This window comes from Streptomyces sp. C1-1 (assembly GCF_050214755.1).
Classification (GTDB): Bacteria; Actinomycetota; Actinomycetes; order Streptomycetales; family Streptomycetaceae; genus Streptomyces.
In genome coordinates this window covers 4,643,534-4,656,921 of record NZ_CP189826.1, presented here as the reverse complement: position 1 = coordinate 4,656,921, position 13,388 = coordinate 4,643,534, and the positions used below count along the sequence as shown (strand labels likewise).

The 13,388-nt window shown below is 69.7% G+C and carries 13 protein-coding genes; 6 read left to right on the top strand and 7 right to left on the bottom strand.

What is annotated here, in order from left to right; translation table 11 throughout:
* The first annotated feature begins 152 nt into the window (after window positions 1-152).
* Entirely contained in the window at window positions 153-2,678 is a 2,526-nt protein-coding gene (locus ACQF4J_RS21280) for an ATP-dependent Clp protease ATP-binding subunit (RefSeq protein WP_351574088.1), read from the top strand.
* Between the two features lie 75 nt (window positions 2,679-2,753).
* Here ACQF4J_RS21280 and ACQF4J_RS21275 read toward each other — a convergent pair whose 3' ends face one another.
* The gene (locus ACQF4J_RS21275) at window positions 2,754-3,353 is read right to left on the bottom strand and encodes an HAD family acid phosphatase (RefSeq protein WP_351574091.1); all 600 of its coding nucleotides are present in this window, start codon (window positions 3,351-3,353) and stop codon (window positions 2,754-2,756) included.
* A 360-nt stretch (window positions 3,354-3,713) separates the two neighbouring features.
* Here ACQF4J_RS21275 and ACQF4J_RS21270 point away from each other — a divergent pair, with 360 nt between their 5' ends.
* Window positions 3,714-4,472, top strand: a complete 759-nt coding sequence (locus ACQF4J_RS21270; RefSeq protein ID WP_351574094.1) for a M23 family metallopeptidase — start codon at window positions 3,714-3,716, stop codon at window positions 4,470-4,472.
* 4 nt (window positions 4,473-4,476) lie between these two features.
* Here ACQF4J_RS21270 and ACQF4J_RS21265 read toward each other — a convergent pair whose 3' ends face one another.
* Window positions 4,477-5,076, bottom strand: coding sequence for a TetR/AcrR family transcriptional regulator (locus ACQF4J_RS21265; protein WP_351574097.1), 600 nt, complete (start codon window positions 5,074-5,076; stop codon window positions 4,477-4,479).
* 170 nt (window positions 5,077-5,246) lie between these two features.
* Here ACQF4J_RS21265 and ACQF4J_RS21260 point away from each other — a divergent pair, with 170 nt between their 5' ends.
* The 4 genes from ACQF4J_RS21260 (at window position 5,247) to ACQF4J_RS21245 (ending at window position 8,756) form a co-directional block, all read left to right on the top strand.
* Window positions 5,247-6,824 (top strand): MDR family MFS transporter, encoded by a 1,578-nt coding sequence (locus tag ACQF4J_RS21260; RefSeq protein WP_351574100.1) that lies wholly within the window; start codon window positions 5,247-5,249, stop codon window positions 6,822-6,824.
* Window positions 6,825-6,994: 170 nt separating this feature from the next.
* Window positions 6,995-7,414 carry a helix-turn-helix transcriptional regulator gene (locus tag ACQF4J_RS21255; RefSeq protein WP_427166501.1) on the top strand — a complete coding sequence of 140 codons (420 nt, stop codon included), beginning with the start codon at window positions 6,995-6,997 and terminating at the stop codon, window positions 7,412-7,414.
* Between the two features lie 59 nt (window positions 7,415-7,473).
* A complete protein-coding gene (locus ACQF4J_RS21250) occupies window positions 7,474-7,908 on the top strand; it encodes a VOC family protein (protein ID WP_351574103.1) in 435 nt (144 codons plus the stop codon).
* Complete coding sequence (locus ACQF4J_RS21245; protein ID WP_427166499.1) at window positions 7,905-8,756, top strand: class I SAM-dependent methyltransferase; 852 nt, start codon at window positions 7,905-7,907, stop codon at window positions 8,754-8,756. The genes ACQF4J_RS21250 and ACQF4J_RS21245 overlap by 4 nt, the downstream gene beginning before the upstream one ends.
* A gap of 14 nt (window positions 8,757-8,770) precedes the next feature.
* Here ACQF4J_RS21245 and cseC read toward each other — a convergent pair whose 3' ends face one another.
* From cseC to ACQF4J_RS21220, 5 genes are all read right to left on the bottom strand, one after another.
* A complete protein-coding gene (gene cseC, locus ACQF4J_RS21240; protein ID WP_351574106.1) occupies window positions 8,771-10,108 on the bottom strand; it encodes a two-component system sensor histidine kinase CseC in 1,338 nt (445 codons plus the stop codon).
* Window positions 10,109-10,126: 18 nt separating this feature from the next.
* On the bottom strand, window positions 10,127-10,831 hold the full coding sequence (gene cseB / locus ACQF4J_RS21235) for a two-component system response regulator CseB (RefSeq protein ID WP_427166496.1): 705 nt from the start codon (window positions 10,829-10,831) through the stop codon (window positions 10,127-10,129).
* Between the two features lie 110 nt (window positions 10,832-10,941).
* Window positions 10,942-11,595: a hypothetical protein gene (locus ACQF4J_RS21230; protein ID WP_351574111.1), complete on the bottom strand. Its 654-nt coding sequence runs from the start codon at window positions 11,593-11,595 to the stop codon at window positions 10,942-10,944.
* A complete protein-coding gene (locus tag ACQF4J_RS21225) occupies window positions 11,583-12,122 on the bottom strand; it encodes a SigE family RNA polymerase sigma factor (protein WP_142154274.1) in 540 nt (179 codons plus the stop codon). Before ACQF4J_RS21225 ends, ACQF4J_RS21230 begins: the two co-directional genes overlap by 13 nt.
* Before the next feature lie 226 nt (window positions 12,123-12,348).
* Window positions 12,349-13,317: an A/G-specific adenine glycosylase gene (locus tag ACQF4J_RS21220; RefSeq protein ID WP_351574113.1), complete on the bottom strand. Its 969-nt coding sequence runs from the start codon at window positions 13,315-13,317 to the stop codon at window positions 12,349-12,351.
* Window positions 13,318-13,388: the final 71 nt, after the last annotated feature.

Genomic DNA, 13,388 nt, shown 5'->3' with positions numbered 1-13,388 from the left:
CGGGTTGGAGCAGATGTCGGCGTTCGGGGTCAGGAGGCCATCGACGGTGTCGGCAGTTGGAATGAGCGGTCCCCGCTTGCGGGACTAAGCTGCGGAAGGACAGGGAGGGGAAGTTCCCCCCACTGCCTGACCGCTCTGAGGAGCGATTAACGATGTTCGAGAGGTTCACCGACCGCGCGCGGCGGGTTGTCGTCCTGGCTCAGGAAGAAGCCCGGATGCTCAACCACAACTACATCGGCACCGAGCACATCCTCCTGGGCCTGATCCACGAGGGTGAGGGTGTCGCCGCCAAGGCCCTTGAGAGCCTCGGGATTTCGCTCGAGGCGGTCCGCCAGCAGGTGGAGGAGATCATCGGTCAGGGCCAGCAGGCCCCGTCCGGGCACATCCCCTTCACCCCCCGTGCCAAGAAGGTCCTGGAGCTGTCGCTCCGCGAGGCCCTTCAGCTGGGCCACAACTACATCGGCACGGAGCACATCCTGCTCGGCCTGATCCGTGAGGGCGAGGGCGTCGCCGCCCAGGTCCTGGTCAAGCTGGGCGCAGACCTCAACCGGGTGCGGCAGCAGGTCATCCAGCTGCTCTCCGGTTACCAGGGCAAGGAGACCGCCACCGCCGGCGGGCCTGCCGAGGGCACGCCCTCGACGTCCCTGGTCCTCGACCAGTTCGGCCGGAACCTCACCCAGGCCGCTCGTGAGTCCAAGCTCGACCCGGTCATCGGGCGCGAGAAGGAGATCGAGCGGGTCATGCAGGTGCTGTCCCGCCGTACCAAGAACAACCCGGTGCTGATCGGTGAGCCCGGCGTCGGCAAGACCGCCGTCGTCGAGGGCCTCGCCCAGGCCATCGTCAAGGGCGAGGTGCCCGAGACCCTCAAGGACAAGCACCTCTACACCCTGGACCTCGGCGCGCTGGTCGCCGGCTCCCGCTACCGCGGTGACTTCGAGGAGCGCCTGAAGAAGGTGCTCAAGGAGATCCGCACCCGCGGCGACATCATCCTGTTCATCGACGAGCTGCACACGCTGGTCGGTGCGGGTGCCGCCGAGGGCGCCATCGACGCCGCTTCGATCCTGAAGCCGATGCTGGCCCGTGGCGAGCTGCAGACCATCGGTGCGACCACGCTGGACGAGTACCGCAAGCACCTGGAGAAGGACGCGGCCCTCGAGCGCCGCTTCCAGCCCATCCAGGTCGCCGAGCCGTCCCTGCCGCACACGATCGAGATCCTCAAGGGTCTGCGCGACCGGTACGAGGCCCACCACCGCGTCTCCATCACGGACGAGGCGCTGGTCCAGGCGGCCACCCTGGCCGACCGCTACATCTCGGACCGCTTCCTCCCCGACAAGGCGATCGACCTGATCGACGAGGCCGGTTCCCGGATGCGCATCCGCCGGATGACCGCTCCGCCGGACCTGCGTGAGTTCGACGAGAAGATCGCGGGCGTGCGCCGCGACAAGGAGTCCGCGATCGACTCGCAGGACTTCGAGAAGGCCGCCTCCCTGCGCGACAAGGAGAAGCAGCTCCTCGCCGCCAAGGCCAAGCGCGAGAAGGAGTGGAAGGCCGGCGACATGGACGTCGTCGCCGAGGTCGACGGCGAGCTGATCGCCGAGGTCCTCGCGACCGCCACCGGCATCCCGGTCTTCAAGCTGACCGAGGAGGAGTCGAGCCGCCTGCTGCGCATGGAGGACGAGCTCCACAAGCGGGTCATCGGTCAGAAGGACGCCGTCAAGGCGCTGTCGAAGGCGATCCGTCGTACGCGTGCGGGTCTGAAGGACCCGAAGCGTCCCGGTGGTTCGTTCATCTTCGCCGGCCCGTCCGGTGTCGGTAAGACCGAGCTGTCCAAGGCGCTCGCCGAGTTCCTCTTCGGTGACGAGGACGCGCTGATCTCCCTCGACATGTCGGAGTTCAGCGAGAAGCACACGGTCTCCCGGCTGTTCGGTTCGCCCCCCGGCTACGTGGGCTACGAAGAGGGCGGTCAGCTGACCGAGAAGGTCCGCCGCAAGCCGTTCTCCGTCGTCCTGTTCGACGAGGTCGAGAAGGCCCACCCGGACATCTTCAACTCGCTGCTGCAGATCCTGGAGGACGGTCGTCTGACCGACTCCCAGGGCCGGGTCGTGGACTTCAAGAACACGGTCATCATCATGACGACCAACCTCGGCACGCGGGACATCTCGAAGGGCTTCAACCTGGGCTTCGCGGCCTCGGGTGACACGAAGTCCAACTACGAGCGCATGAAGAACAAGGTGTCGGACGAGCTCAAGCAGCACTTCCGCCCCGAGTTCCTCAACCGCGTCGACGATGTCGTCGTCTTCCCGCAGCTGACGCAGGAGGACATCCTCGCGATCGTCGACCTGATGGTCGGCAAGGTGGACGAGCGCCTGAAGGACCGGGACATGGGCATCGAGCTCTCCCAGTCCGCCAAGGAGCTGCTCTCCCAGAAGGGTTACGACCCCGTGCTGGGCGCCCGGCCGCTGCGCCGGACCATCCAGCGCGAGATCGAGGACACCCTCTCGGAGAAGATCCTCTTCGGCGAGCTGCGTCCCGGCCACATCGTGGTCGTCGACACGGAGGGCGAGGGCGAGACCAAGACCTTCACCTTCCGCGGCGAGGAGAAGTCGGCCCTGCCGGACGTCCCGCCGATCGAGCAGGCCGCCGGTGGACCGGGTCCGAACCTGAGCAAGGAGGCGTAAGCCTCACGGCGACGCCAGAAAGGGGCCGGTGCTTTCGAGCACCGGCCCCTTTCGCATGTCTGCGGGAAGGCGAGGTCAGGACAACTGGCCGTCGTAGTCCGGCAGCTTGAAGGTCTTGTCGGCGTGGCCGCCCGACAGGTCGGTCGCGCTGTTGCCGATGTTGGCGATGATGTCGTAGCCCTTGTTCTCGATGTCGACGCGCTGGGCGGTCTTGTAGGCGGCGACGTCCTTGAAGAGGTCGAAGAGGCCGCGGACGTAGAGGCCGGACACCTGGTAGCCGTCGTGCTCGAGGTTGTACTCGGTGGGCAGGTAGATGATGCCGGGGCGGGCGGTGACGAAGAACAGGGAGACGCCGTGCTGCTGGGCGTACTGGGCGACGTTCAGGACGGGCTTGTTGGCCGGCTGCGGCCAGCTGAAGCCGAAGTCGGTCTCCAGGGTGGTGTTGTCGATGTCGAAGACGATCGCCTGCTTCTCGCCGGCCCCGGCGGAGGCGATGCGCTCCTTGAGGTACGGGAGGGCCTGGTCCATCACGGTCTGGCAGTCCTTCTGCCAGGTGGCGTAGTCGACGCTCCCGGTGCTCGTCGCCGCGTTCGCGGGGGCGGCCAGCCCCACCAGGGCCGAGGCGGAGACGGTGATGACGGCTGTGCGGCGAGCCCAGGGGCGTCGGCGTGTCATGGGGGGTCCTCTCGCGTCCGTATGTCGTTGTCCTGTGCATGTTCGGGTGCAAGGGTGGCGCGAGGGGAACCGTAGGGTTACCGACCGGTAAGTGGCCAGAGATGTACGTCACATGGGGCGACCGATACTTTCGGAGCCGGTGACATGCCGCACAGGGGGCCGGGCCGGTACTACGGCCGATAGTGCCGTGTCGGGGCGTTTTTCGTCGTAGAACATCAAGTTTCGCTCTCAAATACTAGAGTGCGTCGTAGATGTCCCATTTTGGGATTGATGGGGGCTCGGGTTACCAAGGATCTGCCCATCCGGCGGCCGCTTGCGCGCCGGATGGCTTTTCTCTGCCCCCGATCCCCTGAGGTCTCGATGTCCCCGCGTGTCACGTCCCGTTCTTCCCGTACGTCCGCCCTGCGCACCCGTGCGGCCGTCCTGGCCGCCGGCTTCGGCATGTCGGCCGTGCTGGGTGCCGGGGTCGCGGTCGCCGCCGACGCCACCTCCGCCGGCACCTCCGCCTCCGCTTCCGCCTCGGTCTCCGGCGTGGCGAGCGCCGTCGAGGCGCAGGCGGCGGCCCAGGCCAAGGCCGCCAAGGCCACCGCGGCCGCGAAGGCCAAGGCGGCGGCCGCGAAGAAGGCGGCTGCCAAGGCGGCCGCCAAGAAGGCCGCCGCGAAGAAGAAGGCGGCGGCCGAGGCGGCCGCGAAGAAGGCCGCCTCCTGGGTCCACCCGGTCCGGAAGTACACCCTCTCCGCGAAGTTCGCCCAGGCCGGTGGCATGTGGCAGTCCACCCACAGCGGCCAGGACTTCGCCGTTCCCAGCGGCACCGAGGTCTTCGCCGCGCACGGCGGCACCGTGGTCAAGGCCGGTTCGAACGGCGCCGGTGACGGCCCGGCGTACGGCAACGCCATCGTCATCCGGCACGGCAACGGCACGTACTCGCAGTACGCCCACCTCTCGCGGATCGACGTCAGGGTCGGCCAGGTCGTCCGGACCGGCCAGCACATCGCGCTGTCCGGCAACACCGGCAACTCCAGCGGGCCGCACCTGCACTTCGAGATCCGCAAGACCCCCAACTACGGGTCGGCGATCGACCCGGTGGCCTTCCTGCGCTCCAAGGGCCTGGGCGTCTGAGCCGTCAGTCCGCGGCGTGCATGCCCTGGTGGGCCTGTACCACCAGGGCCGTCGCCACCTCCAGGACCGCCTCGCGCTTCTCCTCGTCGGTGCCCGGCAGGTCGTTGAGGGCGAACATCCCGGCGTGCATCGCGAACACCGCGCTGATGCAGCGGACCTGGTCGACGAGGGCGGCGTCCGGGTCGATGAGGATGTCGCGCATGCCCATCATGCGGTTGCGGAACATCTCGCCGATGCGCAGTTCCTTCACCGTCGCCTGGTTCTCCTGCATGAAGCGGAAGAGCGGGAGGGCCTCGGACAGGGCCTCGTTGTAGCGGCGGATGATCTCCTGCTTGGTCTCCAGCGTGTGCGGCTGGAGCTTTCCCCATTCGATCAGTTCCTCGATCGGCTGGGACAGGTCCTCGAAGATGCTGACGAGGATCTCTTCCTTCGTCTTGAAGTGGTAGTAGAGCGCCGCCTTGGTGACGTCCAGGCTCTCGGCGATCTCGCGCAGCGAGGTCTTCTCGTAGCCCTGTTCCGCGAAGAGTTCGAGCGCCACGTCCTGGATGCGCTGGCGAGTGTTTCCGCGGCGCTGCCGCTTGGTGCCGTCCATCGTGCCGCCCATTGTCGCGCTCCTCACGCCCCCTGCGAACTTACTTGCCGCCCGACTAGAAAACTTACTTGACGCCCGGCTAGTTACGGGTCTACTTTCTTCCTCAGTCTAGTCAACTAGCCGGGCGGCAAGTAAGTGCCCGCCCGGGAGGAAGTGTGCAGGACTGTAGGGGAGTGGGATCGATGGCGGACACACAGACGGTAGAGACCGAGCCGGACAAACAGCCGAAGAGCGTGCGCGTCGTGCTGCTCGCGCTCATGATCACCATGATGCTCGCGATGCTGGACAACATGATCGTGGGCACCGCGATGCCGACGATCGTGGGCGAGCTCGGCGGCCTCGAGCACCTGTCGTGGGTGGTGACGGCGTACACGCTGGCCACCGCGGCGGCCACCCCGGTATGGGGCAAGCTCGGCGACATGTTCGGCCGCAAGACCACGTTCATGACATCGATCGTGATCTTCCTGATCGGCTCGGCGCTCAGCGGCATGGCACAGAACATGGGCCAGCTGATCGGATTCCGCGCCGTGCAGGGCCTCGGCGCCGGCGGTCTGATGGTCGGCGTCATGGCGATCATCGGCGACCTGATCCCGCCCCGGGAGCGGGGCAAGTACCAGGGCATGATGGCCGGTGTCATGGCCATCGCCATGATCGGCGGACCGCTGGTCGGCGGCACCATCACCGACAACTGGGGCTGGCGCTGGGCGTTCTACATCAACCTGCCGCTCGGCGTGGTCGCCCTCGGCCTGATCAGCGCGGTGCTGCACCTGCCGAAGAAGCGGGCCCAGGCCGGCATCGACTACCTCGGCGTGATCCTGCTGACCGTCGGCATCACCTCGATCGTCCTGGTCACCACCTGGGGCGGTTCGCAGTACGCCTGGACCTCCGCGCGGATCATGGAGCTGATCGGCATCGGCGTGGCCGCGCTGATCGGGTTCGTGTTCTGGCAGACCAAGGCCACCGAGCCGGTGGTGCCGCTGCACATCTTCCGCAGCCGCAACTTCACCCTCATGTCGGTCATCGGCTTCATCACGGGCTTCGTGATGTTCGGCGCCACCCTGTACCTGCCGCTGTACCAGCAGTCCGTGCAGGGCGCCTCCGCCACGAACTCCGGTCTGCTGCTGCTGCCGATGCTGGGCGCGATGCTGGTGACCTCGATGGTCGCCGGCCGGGTGACCACGAACACCGGCCGGTACAAGCTGTTCCCGGTCGTCGGCAGCGCCCTGATGATCGTCGGGCTGTACCTGCTGTCCACCATGGACACCGGCACCACGCGGTTCACCTCCGGCGTGTTCATGGCGGTCGTCGGCCTGGGCATGGGCTGCCTGATGCAGATCACCATGCTGGTCGCGCAGAACAGCGTCGAGATGAAGGACATGGGCGTCGCGTCCTCCTCGACCACCCTGTTCCGTACGCTCGGCTCCTCCTTCGGCGTTGCGATCATGGGCGCCCTGTTCAACAACCGCGTCCAGCACGTGATGGCCGAGCGGGCCGGAGCACTGGGCTCGAAGATCACCGAGAAGTCGGCGTCGCTGGACGCCAAGAGCCTGGCCAAGCTGCCGGCGGCGGCGCGCGAGGCGTACCAGCACGCGGTGTCCGCCGGTGTCCACTCGGCGTTCCTGCTCGGCTCGGTGGTGGCCGTGGTCGCCCTGATCGCCGCGGTGTTCGTCAAGGAGGTCGCGCTGCGCGGCACCGGACCGAAGAGCGAGGGTTCGACTCAGGACGCGGCGGTGCAGCCGCCGGTCGTCGAGGCCGTCTGATCCCGCAGTGACTCGAAGGCCCCCGGCAGGTGTCCGCCCCGGGGGCCTTCGTCATGTCGGCGGCCGGGCACGGGCCGCCTGCGCCACATCCGCGGCCTGGCACGGGCCGCCTTCGCCATGTCCGCCGCAGGCCACGGGCCGCTGTCAGTGCCGCGTGCCACCATCACGGTATGGACAAGATGCGGCAGCTCAGGCTGGCCAAGGACGCCATGGACCGGGACTGGGCCGATCCAGGGCTGGACCTCGGCGCCGTCGCCGCCCACGCCGGATACTCCCGCTTCCACTTCCTGCGGGCCTTCAAGGAGGCCTACGGCGACACACCCCGGCAGTACCTGACGCATCGCCGGATCGAGCGCGCCGAGGAGATGCTGCGCAGCGCGGACCTGAGCGTGACCGAGATCTGCCACCTCGTCGGCTTCAGCAGCCTCGGGACGTTCTCGGCCCGCTTCAAGACCCGCACCGGCCTGACTCCGAGCGAGTACCGCGCCGAGCACGTCGGCCGCGGAGCCGCGCTCATACCCGGCTGCTACGTGATGCTGTGGGCCGGCGGGTTCCCGCGCAGGGAGAGCAACTCCGAAGAAGCGCCCTGAACCCCGCCCTGCCTACGGTGACAGCCAGGACGACGGCACCGAACAGGGAGAGCACAGTCATGATCCTCGGTCTCGGCATCAGCACCGTGTGGACGTTCGACCAGCAGCGCACCAAGGCCTTCTTCACCGAGAAACTGGACTTCGAGGTCCGCAGCGAGGTCTCCATGGGCGAGATGAAGTGGGTCACGGTCGCGGCGAAGGACCAGCCCGACCTCGAACTCACCCTGATGAGCCTCGACGGGCCCGGACTCGACCCCGAGTCCGCCGCGGCGCTGAAGAAGCTCGTCAGCAAGGGCGTGCTGGGGGCCGGCGCGTTCCGTACCGACGACTGCCGCGGCGACTACGAGACCTTCAGGGCACGAGGTGTCGAGTTCCTGCAGGCACCGCAGGAGCGGCCGTACGGCATCGAGGCGATCTTCCGCGACGACAACGGCAACTGGTACTCGCTGACCGAGCGCAGCGAGGAGCTGGACTTCTCCAAGGACTTCGGGTGAGCGCCGAGGAGCCGGGGCCCGAGCACACCGCAGTGCGGGTCGCCCTGTGGCGGGCCCTGCACCTGCGGGCCGACGCGCCGCCGCACGTCGTCGAGGACGAGGTCGGGCTGCGGATCGCGGACCCGGGGGAGGGGTGGCGGGAGCGGCCCGACATGGACGTCGACGCGACGCGCCGTACCCGGGCGTCCATCGTCGCCCGCGCCCGGTTCGTCGAGGACCTGGTCGAGGAGCGGGCGCAGGACGGGGTGGGTCAGTACGTCGTCCTCGGCGCCGGGCTGGACACGTTCGCCCAGCGGCGGGCGGACGTCGCCGTCGGCGGGCTTCGGGTGTTCGAGGTCGATCGGGCCGGGCCGCAGGCGTGGAAGCGGCGACGACTCGCCGAGCTCGGCCTCGACGTGCCCGACCGGCTGCGGTTCGTGCCGGTCGACTTCGAGGGGGACTGGTGGGGTCGGCTGCTCGCGGCCGGACTCGACCCGGCGCGACCGGCGCTGGTGGCCTCCGCCGGCGTCACGATGTACCTCAGTCAGGAAGCCGTCGAGACCACCTTCCGGCTCGTGGCGAGCCTTGCCGCCGGGTCGACGCTGGTCACCACGTTCCTGCGGCCCGTCGAGGACGTGGAGCCGGAGCAGCGGGCGCAGCTGCGGGTGGCGATGGAGGGCGCCCGCGCGGCGGGCACCCCCTTCCTCAGCTTCTACCGGCCCGGACGGATACTCGCCCTGGCCCGCGAGGCGGGCTTCCAGGAGGTCCGCCATGTGTCGGCGGCGGACCTGGAGAAGCGGTACTTCGCCGACCGCACGGACGGGCTGCGGCCCTCGCGCGGGGAGGAGCTGCTGGTCGCCACCGTCTGAGGACACGGCAGTGGCTACGGCAGCATCGGGTAGCTGCCCGTGTTGGTCGGCGCGTGTTCCGGCAGCCACAGGACCGCCACCGCGCCCTCCGCCGGCACGTGGTCCGGGGCCCCGGCCGGGCGGACGTTGCGGAAGGTCAGGCGGGCGCCCAGGACCCGCGCCTGGCCGGCCGCGATCGTCAGGCCGAGACCGTGCCCGTGGCCCGACCGGTCGCTGCTGCCGGTACGGAAGCGGCTCGGGCCGTCGGCCAGCAGGTCTGCGGGGAATCCGGGCCCGTGGTCGCGGACGCGGATCACCCGGCCCTCGACGCTCACCTGGATCGGCGGCTTGCCGTGCCGGGCGGCGTTGGCGAGCAGGTTGAACAGGACGCGCTCCAGGCGGCGCGGGTCGGTCGTGACCATCGACTCGTGCACCACCCGCACCTCGATGTCCGGGTCCTTCGCCGCCACCCGCCGGGTGACGAACTCACCCAGCAGCAGGTCCTGCAGCTCGGCCCGCTCGGAGGCCCCGTCCAGGCGGGCCACCTCCAGGACGTCCTCGACGAGGGTGCGCATGGCCTTCGCGCGGTCCAGGACCAGCTCGGTGGGACGGCCGGGCGGCAGCAGCTCGGCCGCCGTAAGCAGGCCCGTCACCGGCGTGCGCAGTTCGTGTGCGATGTCCGCCGTGACCCGGCGCTCCGCCTCCAGGCGCTGCTGCAGCGCGTCCGCCATGGCGTCCACGGCGCTGGCCAGGTCGTCGGTCTCGTCCCGGACCACGCCGCCGATAGCGGCCCGCACGCGCACGTCCGTCTCGCCCTTGGCGACCTGGTTCGCCGCGGCCGCCGCCTTGCGCAGCCGGCGCGACAGCTGGCCGCCGATGAGCACGCCGAGCGCGCTGCCGCCGAGGACGACCGCGATGGACCCGATGACCAGCGCCTGGTCGAGGTCCTTGAGGATGTCCGTGCTGCGGTCGGTGAACCCCGTGTGCAGGGACAGCACATGGCCGTCCTTGACGGGGACGGCGGCCCAGATGTCCGGCACGCCGTTGGGCCGCTCGGTGACGTACGTCGCCCGCCGGTCCTCGTCGACCTTCTCCCGCAGCGCCCTCGGCAGGTTCGGGTCGTCGCGCTGGAGGCTGGGGAAGTTCAGCCGACCGGACAGTTCGTAGTTGCGCTGGGCGATCTTCAGCCGTTCGTCGGCGAGGTCGCGCGCGTTGTCCAGCATCGACACCCGGGCCGCGTTGTGCACGACCAGGCTCAGCGTGATCGCGATCAGCGCGCCGACCAGCGCGATGGCGGCGCTGAGTTTCCAGCGCAGGCCGGTACGGATACCGCCCGCGTCGTGTGTCCCCGGGCTTCGGAAGGTCCCCCGCATGTCCGTCGCCGTCCCCGCTCAGGCCTTCAACTTGTAGCCGAAGCCGCGGACCGTCTCGATCCGGTCCTGGCCGATCTTCGTACGCAGCCGCTGCACATGGACGTCGACCACGCGGGTGTCCCCGCCCCAGCCGTAGTCCCACACGCGCTCCAGCAGCTTGTCGCGCGACAGGACCGTGCCCGGCGCGGAGGAGAACTCCAGGAGCAGCCGCATCTCGGTCGGGGTGAGCGCCACCGGCTGCCCGGCCCGGCGCACCTCCATGCCCTCGGTGTCGATCTCCAGTTCGCCGAAGGTCAGCACCCCGCCGGACACCCCGTCGGCGCCCTCGCCGGGCTTCTCGCCACCGCCGGCGTGGCCGAAGCGCCGTAGCACCGCGCGGATGCGCGCCACCAGTACGGCGCCGTCGAACGGCTTCGTCACGTAGTCGTCGGCGCCCGCCTCCAGGCCGAGGACCACGTCGATCGAGTCGGCGCGCGCCGACAGCATGATCACCGGCACGGTCGACTCGTCGCGGATACGACGGCACAGGCTGACCCCGTCGAGGCCGGGCACCATGACGTCCAACAACGCGATGTCCGGGCGGTTCGCGCGAAACGCCTCCAGACCCGACAGTCCGTCGGGCATCGCGGTGACCGCGAAGCCGTCCCGCTCCAGGGCGAGCTGGGTGGCCTCGCGGATGACGTCGTCGTCCTCGACGAACAGGACATGGGTCTGGTCTGCCATCCCGGTGCTCTCAGTTCTGGTCTCGGTCGTGGTGGAGGTGTACGGCCTGCTGCAGATGAATCGTTCCGCAGGGGCCGATCGGTTCACTCGTCCTCGTGACGAGGCCGACCCTACGACGAGGGTGACGCGCCGCCTCCGACCGCCTTGCTGTAGTCGTTGCGCGTGTGGAACCGCTCGGTGAAGCGGCCCGCGGTCCAGCTGTACGTCGTCACGACCTCGCCGGACGGGCTCGACACCGGGTCACCCTTCTCGTACACCTGCTTGGTCACCACCAGGTCGCCGCGGTCGATCTCCGCGTAGACCGGGGGTTCCTCGGCCTGGAACACATTCTCGTACCGGCCGCCCTGCGCGCGATACACGTACGAGCCCACTCCCACAGCGTCCCCGCAGGTCAGCACGTTGACGACGACGTCGTCGGCCGGACCTCCGGTCAGGTCCCCGTACGACACGTCGACCGGGTACTCGTCTGCCACGCACGGTTTCAGCTCGCGCTTGACCTCCACCGAGACCGCGGGGTCGTCCTTGACGAGCTTGACCGCGTCCACCTGCTTGGCGGTCTTCGACGGGGAGGGGCTGGACGAGGGCGTGGCGGCGGCGCCCGCGACGGAATCCGTGTGCGCCGGGCCCTCGTCACGGGCGCCGGTGCCGCCGGTGGCGCAGGCGGACGCCAAAAGGCCGACGGCGGCGAGCACGGCCACCGCCGTACACGCCGCCTGCAGGTTCCCCCGGCCCGGTTCGGGCCCGGCGGGGGTCAGACCGCGCAACGCTCCCGCTCCTCATGCTCCAGCGCCCGTGCGTCCAGGTCGCGGCTCTCCAGCTCCTCGCGGAGCCGGGCGAGCGCCCGGTGCAGCGTGCTCTTGACCGTGCCGGCCGACATGCCGAGGGCGGCGGCCGTCTCCTCCGTGGACATCTGCTCCCAGTGTCGCAGCACCACGACGCTTCGCTGCTTCGGTGCCAGAACTTTCATGATGTCCATGAGGAGCGCGCGGTCCGCGTGCTGCTCGGTGGAGTCGTCGACGCTCGCGTCCGGCAGCTGCTCGGTCGGGACTTCCTCCAGCTTGCGCGCCCGCCACCACTCGGTACGCGTGTTGATCATGACTCGGCGCAGGTAGGCGTCCGCGAGGCGCTTGTCCGCGATCCCGTCCCAGCGGCCGTACGTCCGCACCAGCGCCGTCTGGAGGAGGTCCTGGGCGTCCGTCGGGTCCGGGACCAGCCGGCGCGCGCTGCGCAGCAGCGCGTCCTGCCGGGTGCGGACATACTCCTCGAACTCGAGCACCTCGCCCTGCGCCATGTCGAACCGCCTCCTGATCCCCGTTTCCGTCGGCCCCTCGCCGTCGGTCCGTTCCGTGGGAATGAAGCTACGGAGGCGTTGTCACGGCGCTGTGCGCGGCAGCCCTCGGCTGGCAATCAGCTGTACGTCGGTTGTGTAACGGACGTAGGAACGGGGTAAAGCAGCACACCAGTTGGCGGCTGTTTGGGGTGATTTGGCTCTGTGGCGCCTGTGATGTTTCGGCGGTCTACGTCAACGGCAGCCGATACAAACCACCGGGAAGGGGCTCCACGAGCCCGTCCGCGACGAGTCCGTCCAGCGCGCGCGCCCGCTGCACCGGCTCGTGCCACACCCGGTCCAGCGCCGACTGCGGGACGGGCGCGTGGGCTTCCCGGAGTACGGCGAGGAGCTTGCCGCGGACCTGGCGATCGGTGCCGGCGTAGGTCTGGCCGCGGCGCGGCGGGCCGTCGTGCTCGGGCTTGCCCGCCAGGCGCCAGGCGCACTGCGCGGCGATGGGGCAGCGGTGGCAGGACTCGTTCTTGGCGGTGCAGACGAGCGCGCCGAGTTCCATGGAGGCCGCCGCCCAGCGGGAGGCGGTGTGCTCGTCCTCGGGCAACAGGGCGCGGGCGAGCCTGCGTTCGGCGGCGGTGGTGGCGTTCGGCGGGTACTGGACGCCGGTGACGGCTCGGGCGAAGACACGGCGGACGTTGGTGTCGAGGACCGGGTGGCGCTGGCCGTACGCGAAGGAGGCGACCGCCGCGGCCGTGTACTCGCCGATGCCGGGCAGGGCGAGGAGCTGCGCGTGGTCGGTGGGTACGTCGCCGCCGTGGCGTTCCGCTATGGCGACCGCGGCGCCGTGCAGCCGCAGGGCGCGGCGCGGGTAGCCGAGGCGGCCCCAGGCGCGGACGGCCTCGCCCGGGGGCTCCTCGGCGAGGTCGGCGGGGCGGGGCCAGCGGGACAGCCACTGTTCGTAGACCGGCAGGACACGGTTGACCGGGGTCTGCTGGAGCATGAACTCGCTGACCATCACGCCCCAGGGGCCGGCCTCGGGGCGGCGCCAGGGCAGGTCGCGGGCGTTGTCGGTGAACCAGTCGATGACGGGGGAGTGGAGCGCCGTGGGGGCGACGGCCGTCTCCGGGGTGGCGGTCTCGAGGATGGCGGTCGCGGGGGTGGGGGGCTCGGCGGTGGCCGCGGAGATGTTCGTGAGCGCAGTCATGGCCTTTCGATCCTGCCATGGCCTGTGGCGGTTTGGCCGGTGTGGCGCCGGGGCCGTGTGGTGGGTCGGGG

Bases quoted from the DNA above. Each gene is read 5' to 3' on its own strand.
- ACQF4J_RS21265 (WP_351574097.1), bottom strand. From the start codon at position 5,076: ATGGGCGGCACGATGGACGGCACCAAGCGGCAGCGCCGCGGAAACACT.
- ACQF4J_RS21225 (WP_142154274.1), bottom strand. From the start codon at position 12,122: ATGGCGCAGGGCGAGGTGCTCGAGTTCGAGGAGTATGTCCGCACCCGG.
- ACQF4J_RS21250 (WP_351574103.1), top strand. From the start codon at position 7,474: ATGATCCTCGGTCTCGGCATCAGCACCGTGTGGACGTTCGACCAGCAG.
- ACQF4J_RS21260 (WP_351574100.1), top strand. From the start codon at position 5,247: ATGGCGGACACACAGACGGTAGAGACCGAGCCGGACAAACAGCCGAAG.
- cseB (WP_427166496.1), bottom strand. From the start codon at position 10,831: ATGGCAGACCAGACCCATGTCCTGTTCGTCGAGGACGACGACGTCATC.
- ACQF4J_RS21220 (WP_351574113.1), bottom strand. From the start codon at position 13,317: ATGACTGCGCTCACGAACATCTCCGCGGCCACCGCCGAGCCCCCCACC.
- ACQF4J_RS21255 (WP_427166501.1), top strand. From the start codon at position 6,995: ATGGACAAGATGCGGCAGCTCAGGCTGGCCAAGGACGCCATGGACCGG.
- cseC (WP_351574106.1), bottom strand. From the start codon at position 10,108: ATGCGGGGGACCTTCCGAAGCCCGGGGACACACGACGCGGGCGGTATC.
- ACQF4J_RS21280 (WP_351574088.1), top strand. From the start codon at position 153: ATGTTCGAGAGGTTCACCGACCGCGCGCGGCGGGTTGTCGTCCTGGCT.
- ACQF4J_RS21275 (WP_351574091.1), bottom strand. From the start codon at position 3,353: ATGACACGCCGACGCCCCTGGGCTCGCCGCACAGCCGTCATCACCGTC.
- ACQF4J_RS21270 (WP_351574094.1), top strand. From the start codon at position 3,714: ATGTCCCCGCGTGTCACGTCCCGTTCTTCCCGTACGTCCGCCCTGCGC.